The following is a 16,964-nucleotide window of genomic DNA, read 5'->3' as shown; positions in this document are numbered from 1 at the left end:
GAGCCGGTCGCTCGAATCGTTCCGCGGCTCCGTGGGCTACAACACATCCTAGGCGGGCACTATTCCGCGGGCCCGGGAGCGTGGGCAGCGCTACGGTCCGGTCGACTCAGCAGAACCAGAAAAAGCCTCTGACCGGGCTTTTACCGGAGCAGCATCAGCGGCCCAGTCGGCGGAGCACCGGAGCGAGGACGGCGCGCAGCTCCGGTACCCGGAGGAACCAGAGGACCGCGAAGTAGACGAGCGCCATCACGGTGCCGATCGCGGCCATCGAGAGCAGCGGCTCCACGTAGTTCGAGACGGCGAAACCGCCCGCGCGCGTGCCGCCGAGGGCGACCAGGACGCCGTAGCCGGCGGCGGCGGAGGGCACCGCGGCGAGGACGAACTGCGCGAGCCTGACGAGGATCCGCCTGCCTCCGCGGCCGCCGAGCCGGCGGCGCAGGAGGAGGGCCGCCACGAGGGCCTGCACGCAGATGCCGAGCGAGGTCGCAGCGGCGATGCCGACAGCGGTGCGGTCAGCGGGGAGCCGGAGCACGATCAGGTACCCGGCGACCGCCACGACGACCTGCACCAGGGTGAACAGGAACGGCCGCGCTCCGTCGCTCAGGGCGTAGAACGCGCGCTGCATGATGGCGATCGAGGAGAACAGCGGCAGGGCGATCACGTACGCCACGGCGATCGCTCCGATGGCCTGCGCGTCCGCGAACGAGTCGGTGAAGACGGAGCCGAACGGCACTGCGACCACGACGATCGCGGCGGCGGCGAAGACGAGCATCATCAGCACCAGGCGGAGCGAGGTGGAGACGTCCGAGCGGAACTCCTTCATCTCCCCCCGTGCGGTGTGGCCGCTCATCTTGGTGAAGTACGCCATGGCGATCGAGATCGCGATGACCGAGTGGGGCAGCATGAAGATCAGCCACGCCTTCTGCAGCGCCGCGGCCGAGGGCCCCTCGCCGGACGCGGTGGAGGAGACCTGGCTCTCGACGATGCCGGCGACGATGGTCAGCAGCACCGTGGCGAACGACCACAGCGACATCCGCCCGGCCGTGCCGAGGCCGACGCCCCGGAAGCGGAAGTCGGGGCGGTAGCTGAGGCCGACCCTCCGCCAGAAGAGCATCAGGAACAGCGACTGGACGACGATGCCCAGCGTCGCGCTCCCGCCGAGGAGGGTGACCATCGCCGGGGACCACGAGTCGACCGGCCGGTTCCCCTCCGGATCGGCGCCGAACAGCACCATGAAGGCGACGAGCCCGGCGATCACCACGACGTTGTTCAGCACGGGCGCCCAGGTGAAGGGGCCGAACGAGCCGCGGGCGTTGAGCACCTCGCCGAAGATCGTGAACAGGCCGTAGAAGAAGACCTGCGGCAGGCACCAGAACGCGAAGGCGACGGCCAGCTGGTACTGCTCCGGTCCGTAGCCGGGCGCGTAGAGGCGCACGAGCAGGGGAGCGAGGACCGTGGCGGCGATCGTGGTCACGAGGAGCAGGCCGAGCGCCAGGGTCAGCAGGCGGTTGATGTAGCCGCGGCCGCCGTCGGCGTCGAGGCCCGCCCGCACGATCTGCGGGACGAGGACGGCGTTCAGAGCGCCGCCCGCGATGATCGAGTAGATCGTGTTGGGGAGCAGGTTCGCCGTCGTGAAGGCGTCCGCGCCCGGCGCGACCGCGGCTCCGATCGTGTTCGCCATGACGATCGACATGATGAAGCCGAGGATCCGCGAGACCATCGTGCCGGAGGCGAGGACGGCGCTCGCGCGTCCGAGGGAGAAGCTAGCCACGCGGGTCCGATCGCTGGTCGTCGAGATCGGGCTGGACCTCGAGCACGGCGTTCGGGTCCTCCTCGTCCTCAGGGGTGTCGCCTCGACGGCGACGGCGGATGTTGCGGAGGATGCCGGCTCCGAAGACGACGACGAGCGCGATCCCGATGACCAGGGTGCCGACGGTCTCCCAGTCGGCGCGGACGCTGGTCGTCATGCCCGTGGGGGTGCCGATGGGGACGCCCTGCGCCGAGGTCAGCTGCAGGCCGAGGCTCGTCTCGCCGTTGCCGACCCGGGCCTTCACGGGGATGAGGACGCGGCCCTGCGAGCGGGCGTCGATCTCGGTGGTCTCGATCGCCTCCTCGTCGATGTCGAGGACGGCGTTCGAGGTCGAGGCCTGGATGCGGACGGCGATCGGCCAGGGGAGCTCGTTGCGGACGTACACGGGGATGCTCGAGTCGCGGGAGACCTGCAGGATGCTGCCGGTCGCGTCGATCGACACCAGCGAGAGCGTCCGGTCGGCCTCGGTCATGGCCGCGCCGACGGCGTCGCCCCAGCCGCTGCCGTCTCCGCGCCAGGTCACCGAGAGCAGCGCCAGCACGTCGTTGCGGCTCTTGCCCGAGAGCAGCTCCGGCTCCTGCAGCACGGAGGAGAACGCCTCGACCTCGGAGCCGGCGTCGAGCAGGTCGCGCACCCGGTCGAGCCGCGACTCCGACTCCGGCGAGTCGACGACGCTCGCGCCCTCGGTCGCGGGGACGGCGAGGGCGGTGGAGAGGGCGACTCCGCGGGCCCAGGGCAGCGACTCGATCGCGTCGAGGGTCTCGGAGAGGCGCGCGGCGCCGATCGCCGAGCCGCGGCCGAGGGTGAGCACGACGTCCGGCGCGGTCCCCTCCTCCTGCACCTCGGCGAGATCGGTGGCGATCTCGGACATGCGGGCGCGCCACTCGGTGTCGTCGGTGGCGGTGGCGGCCGCGTCGAACGCCTCGGTGAGGCGCGAGTCGGCCACGACCAGGTCCGAGTCGCCGACGGTGGCGCGCGAGGTCGTGGTCACCTCCTCAGGCAGCAGGAGACCGGAGGAGGGGACGACCGTGCGGTTCATGCCGCTGGCCGCGTAGACGTCGAGGTCCGACCCGCGGAGGGTGCCCTCGTCGGGCCAGGCGACGCTGCCGAGGGAGGTGCTCCAGTCGGAGGCGAGCAGCGACTCGGTGCTCGGACGCGCCGGCAGGTCCTCGGCCGGCTGGTCGGAGTCGACGGCGACCGTGGGCGCCGGGCTGGCGGTGCCGGGGACCGCGGCGAAGCGGGTGTCGTCGATCGCGTACTCGAAGGAGGTGGGAGAGAGGAGCGCGGAGAGCCCGGCCTGCGCCTGGGCCGAGACATCGGCGTCGGCGTACGGCAGGGCGAAGCGCTCGTTCGGCACGGACTGCAGCCGGTCGAGCCAGTCGAGGGCGGACTCCGGAGCGGCGCTGCCGAGAATGCGGATCGAGGCGAGGATGCGCGGGTCGACCCCGATCGTGACGCCCTTCCCCGCGACCGCGTCGAGCTGTTGGGTGAGGGTCCCCGTGCCGTCGGTGTAGTCGGCGAGGGCCTCGGCCGAGAGCAGGCCGTCGGCCGTGTCCGGGACGGTGAGCGGGACGAGGACGCTGACCCCGGTCTCTCTCTCCGGGACCGCCGCGTCGTCGGTCAGCTCGACGGCCGTGCGGGCGGTCGAGACGACACCACCCGGACCGGTGACCGTGACGAGGACGGCGTGGGTGCCGAGTGCGGTCCGGTCGTTGGAGAAGGGGATCTGGTCGACCGGCACGGTGAGGCCGGCCTCGGCGGTGCTGGAGGGCAGCAGGCGCAGCTGGGCGGTCGCACGGACCGGGTCGGTGTCGTTGTCGGCCTCGGCGTCGAGCCAGTCGTGCAGCTCCGCGCGGGTGTCGAGGGTGGCGTAGGAGAGGGCGACCGTCACGTCGGCGCTGTCGATCGCCTCGGTGGTGCCGTTGCGCACGGCGATCGAGAGCTCGAGGTCCTGGCCGGGCCGCAGGACGCCGTCACTGCCGGCCCCGGCGGTCGTGGTGACGGTGCCGGGAGCGGGCGTCGAGGTCGCCGTCGCGGCGGTGACCGGGGCCGCGAGGGCGGGGGAGGCCACGCCGGTCAGGCCGAGCGCGAGGGCGGCAGCACCTGCCGAGCGGAGCAGGAGGAGGGCCGCCCGCGAGCGGCGGGAGCGGAGGGAGGGGTCGCGCCGATGCATCGGACTCACTCGGCCTCCATGCGGGTGATTCTACGGGCAGCCCTCCTCGGGGCAGGCGGTGCGTCCGCTGTGCAGGCGGTTCCCCCGCGTAACCCCCTGGCACGGTCACCCGCTGCCGGGACACCCCCCGCCACTAGGATCGTGCGAATGCACAGCGTCCAGACCGCTCTCGAGACCCTCCGCGCGCTCGCGGGGACGCCCACGGTGGCGCGGCTGGCGGAGGCGTTCGCAGCCCAGGGCCACGAGCTCGCGCTGGTCGGCGGCCCGGTCCGCGACGCCTTCCTCGGCCACGGCGTGCACGACCTCGACTTCACCACCTCCGCACGCCCCGACGACATCGTGCGGATCGTCGCTCCGATCGCCGAGGCGCACTGGGACATCGGCCGGGCCTTCGGCACGATCGGCGCTCGCGTGGCCGGCGAGACGGTCGAGATCACGACCTACCGCAGCGACAGCTACGACGGGGTGAGCCGCAAGCCCGAGGTCGAGTTCGGCGACTCGCTCGAGGGCGACCTGGTGCGGCGCGACTTCACGGTCAACGCGATGGCGCTGCGGCTCCCGGAGGTCGTCCTCGTCGATCCCTCGGGAGGAGTGGAGGACCTGCTCGCCGGCCGGCTGCGCACCCCCTCCCCCGCCGACCTCTCCTTCGGCGACGATCCGCTCCGGATGCTCCGCGGCGCGCGCTTCACCTCGCAGCTCGGCTTCCGCACCACCGACGAGGTCGAGTGGGCGATGGCCGAGCTCGCCGGCCGGATCGACGACGTCTCGGCGGAGCGCGTGCAGGAGGAGCTGCGGAAGCTCCTCGCGACCGCCTCGCCCCGAGCCGGCCTGGAGCTGCTCGTCGACACCGGTCTGGCCGGTCGCTTCCTCCCGGAGCTGCCCGCGCTGCGCCTGGAGCAGGACGAGCACCACCACCACAAGGACGTCTACACCCACAGCCTCACCGTGCTGGAGCAGGCGATCGCGCTGGAGGAGTCGCGGCACCCCGGAGCCGCGCCCGACGTCGTGCTGCGGCTCGCCGCCCTCCTGCACGACATCGGCAAGCCGGCCACGCGGCGGCTCGAGCCGGCCGGAGCGGTGAGCTTCCACCACCACGACCTGGTCGGCTCCAAGCTCGCGATCAAGCGGATGCGCGCCCTGAAGTTCGACAACCAGACGACGAAGGACGTGGCCCGCCTCATCGAGCTGCACCTGCGCTTCTTCGGGTACACGGACGGCGCGTGGACCGACTCCGCGGTGCGCCGCTACGTGACCGACGCCGGGCCCCTGCTCGAGCGGCTGCACATCCTCACCCGGGCCGACGTGACCACGCGCAACCGTCGCAAAGCCGACCGGCTCGCGCACGCCTACGACGACCTCGAGGCGCGCATCGCGGAGCTCGCCGAGAAGGAGGAGCTCGCCTCCAAGCGCCCCGACCTCGACGGCACGCGGATCATGGAGATCCTCGGCCTCGCCCCGGGCCCCGAGGTCGGGCAGGCGTACCGGTTCCTGCTGGAGCTGCGGCTCGAGGAGGGTCCGCTCGGCGAGGAGGTCGCGACGCAGCGGCTCCGCGAATGGTGGGCGTCGCGCTGAGGCGCTGAGCCGGGCCGCGTGCCCGCCCCGCCCTGCACCCGGGGTGGTGCGCCTCGAACGGATCCGTCCGGCGCGTCGCGGCGGTCCTGTTGTAGTCTGTACAGGTTGTCCACGACCAGACGCACTCGCGTCCGCGGGAGTGGGCAGATGCTACATACCCTCCTGTCACGGAAATACCGTGGCCGTTCAGTCCGAAGGAGGTGGGTTAGTGACGCATCAGTACGAGATCATGGTCATCCTGGACCCCGAGATCGATGAGCGCACCGTCGCTCCGAGTCTCGACAAGTTCCTCAACGTCATCCGCACCGATGGTGGATCCATCGACAAGGTCGACGTCTGGGGCCGCCGTCGTCTGGCGTACGAGATCAACAAGAAGTCCGAGGGCATCTACGCCGTCGTCGACTTCACGTCGACCTCCGCCGCAGCGAACGAGCTCGACCGTCAGCTGAAGCTGTCCGAGGCCGTCATGCGCACCAAGGTGCTGCGGGCCGAAGAGGGCATCGCCCAGGTCGCGGCCGCCGCGAAGCTCGCCGACGAGAAGGCCGCCCGCAAGGCTGCCAAGGCCTCGGCCGCTCCCAAGGCGTAGCGCTCATGGCCGGCGAGACGATCATCACCGTGGTGGGGAACCTCACCGCCGACCCCGAGCTGCGCTACACGCAGGGCGGGCTCGCGGTCGCGAACTTCACCATCGCCTCCACGCCGCGCACCTTCGACCGTCAGGCGAACGACTGGAAGGACGGCGAAGCGCTGTTCCTCCGCGCCTCCGTCTGGCGCGAGTTCGCCGAGAACGTCGCAGGAACGCTGACCAAGGGCAGCCGCGTCATCGCGACCGGCCGCCTGAAGCAGCGCTCCTACGAGACGAAGGAAGGCGAGAAGCGCACCAGCATCGAGCTCGAGATCGACGAGATCGGGCCCTCGCTGCGCTACGCGACCGCGCAGGTCACGCGCGCCTCCGGCGGAGGCGGACGCGGCCAGGCCGGTGGCGGCCAGGGCAACGGCGGTCAGATCGGCGGCGGCCAGGGCGGCTTCGGCGGCGGCGGTCAGGGGGGCTCCGGCAACGTCGGCGGCAACCGTGGCGGTCAGGCCGAGGAGCCGTGGGCGCCGAGCGCTCCCGCCGGTGGCGACGTGTGGAGCACGCCGGGCAGCTACAACGACGAGACGCCGTTCTGAGCCTCGGCTCGGACGCTCTCCTCACCTGAATCACGCCTCCCCCGCACCGCGATCGCTCGCGGCGGGGCAGGGGCGAACCAGAATCTAAGGAAACCACTATGGCTGGAAAGAGCAGCGGCGACCGCCGCAAGCCGATCCGCGGCAAGGGCGCGAAGAACGCGGCCCCCGCGAAGTCGGTCCGCGTGGGTGTCATCGACTACAAGGACGTCGCGACCCTCCGCAAGTTCATCTCGGAGCGCGGGAAGATCCGCGCCCGTCGTATCACCGGCGTCTCCGTTCAGGAGCAGCGCCTCATCGCCCGTGCCGTCAAGAACGCCCGCGAGATGGCGCTCCTGCCCTACGCCGGCAGCGGAAGGTAGGTAACGGTATGTCCAAGGTCATCCTGACCCACGAGGTCGACGGACTCGGCTCGGCCGGCGACGTCGTCGACGTGAAGAACGGGTTCGCCCGCAACTACCTCATCCCGCAGGGCTTCGGCGTCGCGTGGACCCGCGGTGGCGAGAAGCAGGTCGAGCAGATCAAGTCGGCGCGAGCCGCTCGTGAGCACAAGACCATCGAAGAGGCCCAGCACACCAAGCAGGTCCTCGAGGCCAACCGCGTGAAGCTGACGGTCAAGGCCGGCAAGGACGGCCGCCTGTTCGGCTCGGTGAAGACCTCCGATATCGCGAACGCGGTGGCGGCGGCCGGATTCGGCGAGCTCGACAAGCGCAAGATCGTCATCTCGAACGCGATCAAGCACGTCGGCGAGCACGAGGCCGTGGTGCGTCTGCGCGACGACATCCAGGCCACTGTGAAGCTGCAGGTGGTCGCGGCCAAGTAAGGCCGCTAGAACGCCGCGGAGGGCGGTGCGACGGGACTTCCGAGTCCCCTCGCACCGCCCTTCGTCGTTCCCGTTCTCCACAGCTCCATCCACATACACCCTCCGGCGGGACCAACCTTCACTGTGGTCTTGAGACTCTTTTCCCCACACACCTGTGGAAAGCAGGAAATGCCTGGTCAAGAGCAGGAAAAAACTTGCTGAGGGCCGCTGATCCCACAGGGTTGTCCACACGTTGCCCACAGTGGGCCCGGCGTTTCCCCTCGGTTCTGCACAGCTCTCTCCACAGGGCGGTTTGCGTGCCGCGGGCGGCGGTCCGTAGGGTGGCGCAGCGCCCCGCGAGGGGTGCGGGCAGGCGCCCGTGCGCCGCTGTCGGAGGTCGCTGGTAGACCGGATCCCGGCACCGGCTCGACCGGACGCGCAGCACCCGACAGGAGGAGGCGAAGGCATGACGATCGCGCACCTGGCGGTACCCGGCTCGGACGGACGGGACGGTCGCGGAGACCGCGGCGAGTCGCGCGGGAACGAGCGGACCCCTCCGCACGACCTCCTCGCCGAGCAGTCGGCGCTGGGCGGCATGCTGCTCTCGAAGGACGCGGTCGCCGACGTCGTCGAGAGCGTTAAGGGCACCGACTTCTACATCCCCAAGCACGAGATCGTCTTCGACGCGATCCTCGCCCTCTACTCGCACGGCGAGCCGACCGACGTCATCGCGGTCACCGACGAGCTCACGAAGCAGGGCGAGCTGCAGCGGGCCGGCGGCGCCGACTACCTGCACACGCTCACCTCGATGGTCCCCACCGCGGCCAACGCTGGCTACTACGCCTCCATCGTCGCCGAGCGCGCTCTGCTGCGCCGCCTCGTCGAGGCGGGCACCCGCATCGCGCAGATGGGCTACCAGGGCGAGGGCGAGGTGCTCGACCTGGTCAACACGGCGCAGGCCGAGATCTACAACGTCACCGGCTCCGAGACGGCGGAGGACTACGTCCCGCTGACCGACGCGGTGACCGTCGCGATCGACGAGATCGAGGCGGCCGCTCACAAGGACGGCAGCTTCACCGGCGTCCCCACCGGCTTCGCCGACCTCGACGACCTGACCAACGGCTTCCACGCCGGGCAGATGATCATCGTCGCCGCGCGCCCCGCGCTCGGAAAGTCGACGCTGGCGCTCGACTTCGCCCGCGCCGCCGCGATCAAGCACAACATGGCCACGATCTTCTTCTCCCTCGAGATGGGGCGCAGCGAGATCGCGATGCGCCTCCTCTCGGCCGAGGCGTCCGTGCCGCTGCAGCACATGCGCAAGGGCACGGTCGACCAGCGCGACTGGACGACCATCGCCTCGACCCGCGGCCGGATCAACGACGCGCCGCTCTACATCGACGACTCGCCCAACATGACCCTCGTCGAGATCCGGGCGAAGTGCCGCCGGCTCAAGCAGCGGGTCGGGCTCAAGATGGTCGTCATCGACTACCTGCAGCTGATGACCTCCGGCAAGAAGGTCGAGAGCCGCCAGCAGGAGGTCTCGGAGTTCTCGCGTGCCCTCAAGCTCCTCGCGAAGGAGCTGCAGGTGCCGGTCATCGCGCTCTCGCAGCTGAACCGAGGCCCCGAGCAGCGCGCCGACAAGCTCCCCGCGATCTCGGACCTCCGCGAGTCCGGCTCGATCGAGCAGGACGCCGACATGGTGATCCTCCTGCACCGCGAGAGCGCCTACGAGAAGGACAACCCGCGCGCGGGCGAGGCCGACCTCATCGTCGCCAAGCACCGCAACGGCCCGACCCGCACGGTGACCGTGGGCTTCCACGGCCACTTCTCGCGCTTCGCCGACATCCCGGCGGTCTGACGTGACAGGTGCCGCTGCCGTCCCCGAGCCCGTCGACGTCCCGCTGGGCGGCGGGTCGATCCGCCTGGGCCAGTTCCTCAAGTTCGCTGGGATCCTCTCGGGCGGCGAGGCCAAGGAGGCGGTCGCCGAGGGGATGGTGACCGTCAACGGCGAAGTGGATCTGCGCCGCGGGCGCCAGCTCGTCGTCGGCGACGTCGTCGGGTTCGACCGGAACCGCTTCCGCGTCTGCGAGTGAGCGCGGCCGCGCCTCGGCGGGTGCGATCGGCCGAGACGCCGCGGAACGGATGAGACGCCGCTCAGAGGCGGGCGCGTCGGCGTGTTGAGCGGTGGCTCGGCGCACACTGGCTCCTGGACATCCCGGGACGACAGGAGACGCGCGTGCAGCTCGGCATTCACTTCATGGACTTCACCCTTCCGGGCGGAAGCGCGGGGATCGCGCCGATCCTCGGAGCGACCGCGCGGACGGCCGAGGACGTCGGCTGCGCCTGGTTCACGCTGATGGACCACTACTTCCAGATGGAGCACTTCGCGACGAGCGAGGATCCGATGCTCGAGGGCTACACCTCGCTCGGCTTCGTCGCCGGCCGGACGGAGCGGATGCGGCTGGGGCTCCTCGTCACCGGCGTGACGTACCGCCATCCGGGACTGCTCGCGAAGATCGTCACCACCCTCGACGTGCTCTCCGGCGGGCGCGCGATGCTCGGCATCGGCGCCGCCTGGTACGAGCGCGAGCACCTCGGGCTCGGCGTGCCGTACCCGCCGCTGAAGGAGCGGTTCGAGCGGCTGGAGGAGACGCTGCGGATCTGCCGTCAGATGTGGAGCGACGACGACGGGCCGTTCGAGGGGATGCACTACCGGCTCGCCGAGACGCTGAACCACCCGGCGCCGATCCAGCAGCCCGGCCCGCCCATCCTCATCGGCGGCGGCGGCGAGAGGAAGACGCTGCGGCTGGTCGCGCAGTACGGCGACGCCTGCAACCTGTTCGGCACCGGCGCGGACGACGTGGCGCACAAGCTCGACGTGCTGAAGCGGCACTGCGACGACCTCGGGCGCGACTACGCGACGATCACGAAGACCATCACCGGGGGCGGCGATCCGATCGGCGACCCCGACGGCTTCGTCCGCGCGATGGAGGAGTACGCGGCGCTCGGGATCGACCACGTGCAGCTGGCGCCGGCCGGGCCGGATCCGGAGGGGTACGTCGCCCGGCTGGGCGAGGGCGTGATCGAGCGGGTGGCGGCTCTCGGCTGAGGGCTCCGGGACGCACGGCACTCCGACCGGTTCGGGTGCCGCGGGCGTCACCGCTGATCCGCTCCGCCGGCCGGGTCCGCCGTCACCGGCGCGAGGACTCCAGTGGCGGCCATGTCCCGGGTCGGGGGACGCCGTCGGCGGATCCTGCCCCCCGTCAGGGTCGCGGCGTAGACGCGGGCGAGGAGCGCGACCCACGGTTCGAGCCTCCCACCTCGGGTTGTTGAGCTCACGCTGACGTGGGCAGATCGCTGGCCTCATGCCGCACGTGTCCTCTCGTACCTCGCTCCGCCGTCATCGGCAGAACCGCAGAAGAGGGGCGATCGGGACGGGTGTCGTCCTCGCCGTCGTCGGCGCCGCGCTCTTCGCCGGCGTCTCGGCGCAGGCGGCCACTGCTCCCGACCTCGGCACGGCGGAGGACTACTCGGTCCTGGCCGCGTCGACCGTGACGAACACGGGGTCGAGCGTCCTGGACCAGAGCGTCGGGGTCAGCCCGCTGACCGCCGTCACCGGGTTCCCGCCCGGACGGACGGACGGAGTGATCCACCGCGGAGACGCGGAGGCGGCTCAGGCCCAGGCCGACGTGGGCACCGCCTACGGACAGCTCGCCTCGCAGGCGACGACCGCGCAGATCGACGCCGAGATCGGCGGCAGCACGCTGAAGCCCGGGGTCTACACCGCGGCCGGACCGGTCGGAGTGACGGGGACGCTCACGCTCGACGCCGAGGGCGTCAACGAGGCGGTCTTCGTGATCCGCGCCGCGTCGACGCTGACGACGGCGTCGTCGAGCACGGTGGCCCTGATCAACGGAGCGCAGGCCTGCAACGTCTACTGGCAGATCGGCAGCTCCGCGACGCTCGGCACCGACTCGGACTTCGTGGGCTCCGTGCTCGCCTCGGTCTCGATCACGGTGACGACGGGCGTCTCCGTCGAGGGCCGCGCACTGGCCCGCACGGGAGCGGTCACGCTCGATTCCAACGACTTCACCGAGCCGGGCTGCGAGCCCTCCGACGGCGGATCGTCGCCGACGGCGACTCCGACCATCACGCCGACCGTGACGCCGACCGTGACTCCGACGGTCACGCCGACCGTGACGCCGACCGTGACTCCGACGGTCACGCCGACCGTGACCCCGACGGTCACGCCCACCGTGACGCCGACGGTCACTCCGACCGTGACGCCCACGATCACTCCGACGGTGACGCCCACGGTCACTCCGACGGTGACCCCGACCATCACGCCGACCGTGACTCCGACGGTGACCCCCACCGTCACGCCGACCGTGACTCCGACCGTGACGCCGACAGTGACTCCGACGGTCACGCCGACCGTGACGCCGACGGTCACGCCCACTATCACCCCGACCGTCACGCCGACCGTGACTCCCACCGTCACCCCGACGGTGACTCCCACCGTCATGCCGACTGTGACGCCGACGGTGACTCCCACCGTCACTCCGACGGTGACTCCGACTGTCACGCCCACCGTCACTCCGACGGTGACTCCCACGATCGCGCCCACCGTGGCTCCGACGGCGACTCCCACGATCACGCCCACCGTGGCTCCGACGGCGACTCCCACGATCACGCCCACCGTGGCTCCGACGGCGACTCCCACCACCACGCCGACCGCGACGCCCACGGCCTCGCCCACTCCGACCGCGACCACAGTGCCGCGACCGGCGCCCTCCCACGCCGCGGTCGTTCCCGTGTCCGGGTCGAACGGTCCCCGCGGTCCGGCTCTCGCCTCGACCGGAGTGGACGCCGCAGCGACGGCGACCGCCGGAGTGCTGGGCCTGCTCGCCCTGCTCGGCGGCGGTCTGATGCTCCTCACCCTCCGACGCCGCGGTGAACGCACCGGGAGCTGATCCCGGCTGATCACCGGAAGCTGATCACCGTCAGGCCGTGCGCCGGACTCCCGAGGGGTCCGGCGCACGTCTGCGCCCACGATCGCGCTCCGCCCGTCTCTCCGGTGTCCTCGCCGATGCGTGCAGGCCCGCTCGTGGGTCGCCGCTCCGAACGTCGGGGCACCGCTGAGCAGGCGGTGTCCCGGATGCGGGGCGGTGTCGGGGCAGGAGGCGGGTGCGCGTCCGGGTGAGCACGCACTGCTCCTGACACGGGAGTACCCCGGTGCCGTCGGGCCCGCTCGTGCGTCGAGACGCCGCTCCGATCGCCGGGACATCGCGGTAGGGGCAGTGCCTCGGGGCGGAAGGCGGCATGCGAGGAGTGCGCGACCGCTCTGCTCGGAACGCGCGCGTCCGCTCGGTGCCGGGGTCCGCTCCGCCCGGCCGTCAGACCCCGGCCAGCTCGGCTCGGAGGGGCGGGTCCGCGCCGATGCGGGAGGCGGTGACTCCCGCCGCCCGGGCCGCCCACCGGCCCGCCGCGAGGAGGGCGTCCTCGTCGAGAGCGGTGGTCCCGCTGTCGAGGAGGGCGTCGATCAGCCCGGCCATCGCCGTGTCGCCCGCGCCGATGGTGTCCGCGACGGCGATGCGGGAGGCGGGGACGACGACCCGGGCCCGGCGGGACGCGAGGACCATCCCCTCGCCGCCGCGCGTGACGACCGCCAGCGAAGGGCCGGCGGCCAGGAGGCGGTCGAGGACGGCGTCGACGGAGTCGCCGGGGTGGAGCCACTCGGCGTCCTCGTCGCTCAGCTTCACCAGATCGCAGCGCCGGAGGAGCCGCTCGAGGACGCGGTGCACCTCGGCGCGCGGAGGGAGCACCTCGGGCCGGATGTTGGGGTCGAGGCTGACGGAGGTCCCGGGCGGCAGACGGTCGAGCAGGTCCGCGACCGCGTCCGCGCCGGGGTGCAGGAAGGCGGCGATCGACCCGGTGTGGAGGTGCGCGGCTCCGTCGGGATCGATGCGGTCCGGGTCCCAGCTGAGGTCGAAGTCGTAGCGGGCCGACCCGTCGGCGCCGATGACCGCCGCCGCGGTCGACGTGGTGCCGCGCGCGGAGGCCGACACCGCGACTCCGGACTCCTCCAGGTGCGCCCGGGCCCGGCGTCCGCGCTCGTCGTCGCCCAGGGCGGTGGCGAAGCGGACGGAGCGGCCGAGCCGGGAGAGGGCGACGGCGACGGTCGCGGGCGAGCCGCCGACGTGCTCTGACCGGCTCCCGTCCCGCTCGACGACGTCGACGACGGTCTCGCCGACGACGAGGACGCGAGAGCCGGAGTCCGAGCCGGGGCCGCTGCCGGAGCCCGCGCCGGGCCCGCTCACTCCGCCGCCGCGCGGACCTGCAGCGTCGTGAACGGCGCCGACGGGAAGACGAGCTGGGTGAGGGTGCTGAGACCCCCGCCGAGGAACACCTCGACCACCGAGGCGTCGACGACGATGCGGACCGGGATCCGCCCCGACTCGTCCGGCCCGGGCAGCGGAGCCCAGTCGACCGAGGGGAAGGACGCCGCGAAGTCCACCGCGCCGCTGCGCGTGCGGTCGCAGGTCAGCACTCCCTCGTCGCCGTCGACCGTGAGCACCACTTCGTCGTCGGTCGTGCCGGTGAGCAGGCGCAGCTCGGTGCGGTCGCCGGGGAGGCGGGACACGTCGACGTCGAAGACGCGGACGTCGCGGGAGGCCGGCCCGGTCGGGAGGACCGCCCGCTGCGCGAGGCGGAGACGGCCGTCGGCCCCGCGGACGAGGTCGAGCTCGCGCACGAGCGACATCGACGAGCGCCACGGGCCGGTGGGCGTCTCGTTCGCGTAGTCCCAGTTGCTGGCCCACGCGATGGTGAGGCGGCGGCCCTCGGGAGCGTCGTTGAAGGAGACGGCCGCGTAGTAGTCCCGGCCGTAGTCGAGCCAGTCGTAGTCGGCGGGGTCCTCGGACGCGCTGATCCGGTCGGCGGTGAACTCGGCTCCGTCGAAGTCGCCGAGGAAGTACTGGCTGCCGGAGCCGCCGGCGATGCCGCCCGGGTTGAGGCTCACGATCATCATCCAGCGGACCTCGTCGGTGCCGCGCACGCGCAACGGGAAGAGGTCCGGGCACTCCCAGACGCCGCCCGTGGCATGGGCGGGGCCGAAGTGGGAGCGCCGGGTCCACGCGATCAGGTCGGGCGAGGTGTAGACCGCGACGCGGCGGTCGACCGCCTCGACGGCGACCATCACCCAGTGGCCGTCGTCCCCGCCGAACCAGAAGACCTTCGGATCGCGGAACTCCGCGGAGCCGATGTCGAGGACGGGGTTGCCCGCGTACCGGGTCCAGGTGGCGCCGTCGTCGACGCTGTAGGCCAGTGCCTGGGCCTGCGAGGCCCCGGTGCCGTCCGGGAGGGCGTCGCGGGCGGCCGTGTAGACCGCGACGAGGGCCGTCTCGCCGGGGCCGGCGAAGCCCGCCGTGTTGCGGACGTCGGCGACGGCGCTGCCGGAGAAGGCCATCTCGCCGTCGAGGACGGGGATCGCGACGGGCTGCTCGCTCCACGACACCAGATCGGTCGAGGTCGCGTGGCCCCAGGACATGTTGCCCCAGGTGCTGCCGGTCGGGTTGTTCTGGAAGAACAGGTGGTAGGTGCCGTTGTGGAAGAGGAGCCCGTTCGGGTCGTTCAGCCAGGTGGATCGGGCGGTGAAGTGGGCGGACGGACGCCAGGCGTCGGTCGTCGTGGTGATGGTCACAAGGGCTCCTGAGGAGAGGGGTTCGGTGCGGCCGGACGAGGGGCGCGGGCGGCTGCCGCCCGCGCCCCCGGGGACTACTCGCCGCCGTTCTGGAAGCGGTCGTAGGCCTGCTGGTACGTCGCGGTCACGTCGGAGGCGCCCATCGACTCCAGCTGCGAGACGTAGGAGTCCCACTCGCTGTCGACGGTCCCGTTGACGATCCAGGCGGCGAACTTCTCCTTCACCAGGGTGTTGATGTCGGTCAGCGCGTACGAGACACGGTCGAGCTCGTCGTTCGAGAGCATCACCGGCGGGTAGGCGTCGTTCGCCTTGTAGGGGAGGTAGTACTCGTTCACCAGGTCCTGGCGCTCCTTCGCGCGCGGCTCGGGGGCCACGACGGTCTCGAAGTCCTTCTCGGTGGTGATCTTCGGGCCGCCCGGGGCGACCTTCTGGCGGCGCTCGCCCTCGGCCTCGCTGGCGGCGGCGGGGATCTGCACGAGGAGGCCGGTGGCCTCGTCCTTCTGGAGGGTCACGCCGAGGGGTCCCCAGCTGCTTTGGGCGCTCATCTCGGGGTCGAAGAGGCGGTCGGCCCAGCGCATCGTGGCGGCGGGGTACTCGTTGGAGCGGGTGATCGCCATCGCGCCGCGGTTGATCTCCTGGTTGCTGGTGACGCTGGCGCGCTTCTCGCCGTCGACGCCCTCGAGCACGCCGAGGATCGCGTAGTCGCCGAGGCGGTCCTCGCCGACCATCTCCTTCGCCTCCCACCAGAAGAAGGAGCCGAGGACCGGGGTGTCGGCCTTGCCCTTGGAGAGGAAGGCGACGTCGTCCTGCGAGAACGACTCGGGGTCGATGAGCCCGTCGGCGTACCAGTCGGAGAGCGCCTCGACGCCCTGCTTGTAGCCGTCGGTGTCGGCCGTGAACTGCACCTTCCCGTCGACGACGATGCGGTGGTCGTTGTTCTCCGGCTGCCCGCCGAGCGCCGCGATCAGGTCGTGCGGGTTGCCGCAGAACGAGTCGGTGCGGAAGGACAGCGGGATCTCGTCGGCCTTGCCGTTGCCGTTGGGGTCGCCGGTTCTGAAGGCCTCGAGCGCGGCCCGGTACTCCTCGATCGTCGTCGGCATCGGGAGGCCGAGCGCGTCGAGCCAGGCGGTGTTGATGAAGAGGAAGTTCGGGTACTGGAGGATCCCGAGCTCCTCGACCGAGGGCAGCGTGTAGATGTGGCCGTCCGAGGCGGTGAGCGCGGCGCGGATGTCGGGCCGGTCCTCGAGGATCGCGGAGAGGGTCGGCGCGTGCTCCTCGATCAGGTCCTCGAGCGGGAGGAGCGTGCCGTTCTCGCCGTACTGCACGATCTCGGCGTCGGTGAGGCCCGAGTTGAACAGCACGTTCGGCACGTCGTCGCTGGCGAGGAGGAGGTTCTTCTTCTCGGCGTAGACCTGCTCCGGGAGGTTCTTCCAGTCGATCGAGATGTTGGTGTCCTCCTCCCACTGCTGCACGAGCTGCATCGAGGAGTAGTCGGGGGACAGGGCGGACTTGGTGCCGCCGAAGGTCAGCGACAGCGTGTCGTCGACGATCGGCAGACCGGTCTCGTTGAAGCCGACCTCGCTCGAGCGGTCCTGGACGGGGTCGTTCCCGCCGCCTGTCGTGCAGCCGGCCAGGAGCAGTCCGCCGGAGAGGGCGAGTGCGGTGGTGGTGAAGAAACTGCGGTGTCTCATCGTTCGTGTTCCTCTTGTCGAAAGGGTGGTGCGGGAGGGGTGGAGGG

14 protein-coding genes are annotated in these 16,964 nt (G+C 71.5%); 9 read left to right on the top strand and 5 right to left on the bottom strand.

The genetic code is table 11. The features are described 5' to 3' along the window. Positions 1-154: 154 nt before the first annotated feature. Entirely contained in the window at positions 155-1,771 is a 1,617-nt protein-coding gene (gene murJ, locus C5C95_RS03705) for a murein biosynthesis integral membrane protein MurJ (RefSeq protein ID WP_258072614.1), read from the bottom strand. Further along, complete coding sequence (locus tag C5C95_RS03700; RefSeq protein WP_104323840.1) at positions 1,764-3,983, bottom strand: DUF6049 family protein; 2,220 nt, start codon at positions 3,981-3,983, stop codon at positions 1,764-1,766. Before C5C95_RS03700 ends, murJ begins: the two co-directional genes overlap by 8 nt. A gap of 147 nt (positions 3,984-4,130) precedes the next feature. Between C5C95_RS03700 and C5C95_RS03695 the strand changes: the two genes are divergently transcribed. The 9 genes from C5C95_RS03695 (at position 4,131) to C5C95_RS17785 (ending at position 12,497) form a co-directional block, all read left to right on the top strand. Continuing rightward, entirely contained in the window at positions 4,131-5,555 is a 1,425-nt protein-coding gene (locus C5C95_RS03695) for a CCA tRNA nucleotidyltransferase (RefSeq protein ID WP_104225796.1), read from the top strand. A 208-nt stretch (positions 5,556-5,763) separates the two neighbouring features. Continuing rightward, positions 5,764-6,141: a 30S ribosomal protein S6 gene (rpsF, locus tag C5C95_RS03690; protein WP_068207796.1), complete on the top strand. Its 378-nt coding sequence runs from the start codon at positions 5,764-5,766 to the stop codon at positions 6,139-6,141. Positions 6,142-6,146: 5 nt separating this feature from the next. Then, complete coding sequence (locus tag C5C95_RS03685) at positions 6,147-6,725, top strand: single-stranded DNA-binding protein (protein WP_104323839.1); 579 nt, start codon at positions 6,147-6,149, stop codon at positions 6,723-6,725. 98 nt (positions 6,726-6,823) lie between these two features. After that, positions 6,824-7,084 carry a 30S ribosomal protein S18 gene (gene rpsR / locus C5C95_RS03680; protein ID WP_055784551.1) on the top strand — a complete coding sequence of 87 codons (261 nt, stop codon included), beginning with the start codon at positions 6,824-6,826 and terminating at the stop codon, positions 7,082-7,084. A gap of 8 nt (positions 7,085-7,092) precedes the next feature. After that, positions 7,093-7,545: a 50S ribosomal protein L9 gene (rplI, locus tag C5C95_RS03675; protein WP_104222692.1), complete on the top strand. Its 453-nt coding sequence runs from the start codon at positions 7,093-7,095 to the stop codon at positions 7,543-7,545. Between the two features lie 445 nt (positions 7,546-7,990). Further along, on the top strand, positions 7,991-9,382 hold the full coding sequence (gene dnaB, locus C5C95_RS03670; RefSeq protein WP_104225797.1) for a replicative DNA helicase: 1,392 nt from the start codon (positions 7,991-7,993) through the stop codon (positions 9,380-9,382). Between the two features lies 1 nt (position 9,383). Continuing rightward, positions 9,384-9,617, top strand: a complete 234-nt coding sequence (locus C5C95_RS03665) for an RNA-binding S4 domain-containing protein (RefSeq protein WP_104268809.1) — start codon at positions 9,384-9,386, stop codon at positions 9,615-9,617. A gap of 143 nt (positions 9,618-9,760) precedes the next feature. After that, on the top strand, positions 9,761-10,633 hold the full coding sequence (locus C5C95_RS03660; RefSeq protein ID WP_181074515.1) for an LLM class F420-dependent oxidoreductase: 873 nt from the start codon (positions 9,761-9,763) through the stop codon (positions 10,631-10,633). 265 nt (positions 10,634-10,898) lie between these two features. Then, positions 10,899-12,497, top strand: coding sequence for an ice-binding family protein (locus C5C95_RS17785; RefSeq protein ID WP_258072613.1), 1,599 nt, complete (start codon positions 10,899-10,901; stop codon positions 12,495-12,497). A 423-nt stretch (positions 12,498-12,920) separates the two neighbouring features. Here C5C95_RS17785 and C5C95_RS03650 read toward each other — a convergent pair whose 3' ends face one another. From C5C95_RS03650 to C5C95_RS03640, 3 genes are all read right to left on the bottom strand, one after another. Next, complete coding sequence (locus tag C5C95_RS03650; RefSeq protein ID WP_104323837.1) at positions 12,921-13,844, bottom strand: carbohydrate kinase family protein; 924 nt, start codon at positions 13,842-13,844, stop codon at positions 12,921-12,923. Then, positions 13,841-15,226, bottom strand: coding sequence for a glycoside hydrolase family 32 protein (locus tag C5C95_RS03645; protein ID WP_104323836.1), 1,386 nt, complete (start codon positions 15,224-15,226; stop codon positions 13,841-13,843). Before C5C95_RS03645 ends, C5C95_RS03650 begins: the two co-directional genes overlap by 4 nt. Before the next feature lie 74 nt (positions 15,227-15,300). Further along, a complete protein-coding gene (locus tag C5C95_RS03640) occupies positions 15,301-16,917 on the bottom strand; it encodes an ABC transporter substrate-binding protein (RefSeq protein ID WP_104323835.1) in 1,617 nt (538 codons plus the stop codon). Between the last annotated feature and the right edge of the window lie 47 nt (positions 16,918-16,964).

The organism is Rathayibacter sp. AY1B7 (assembly GCF_002932735.1).
Lineage (GTDB): Bacteria > Actinomycetota > Actinomycetes > Actinomycetales > Microbacteriaceae > Rathayibacter.
This window is presented reverse-complemented; position numbering and strand designations above follow the sequence as displayed.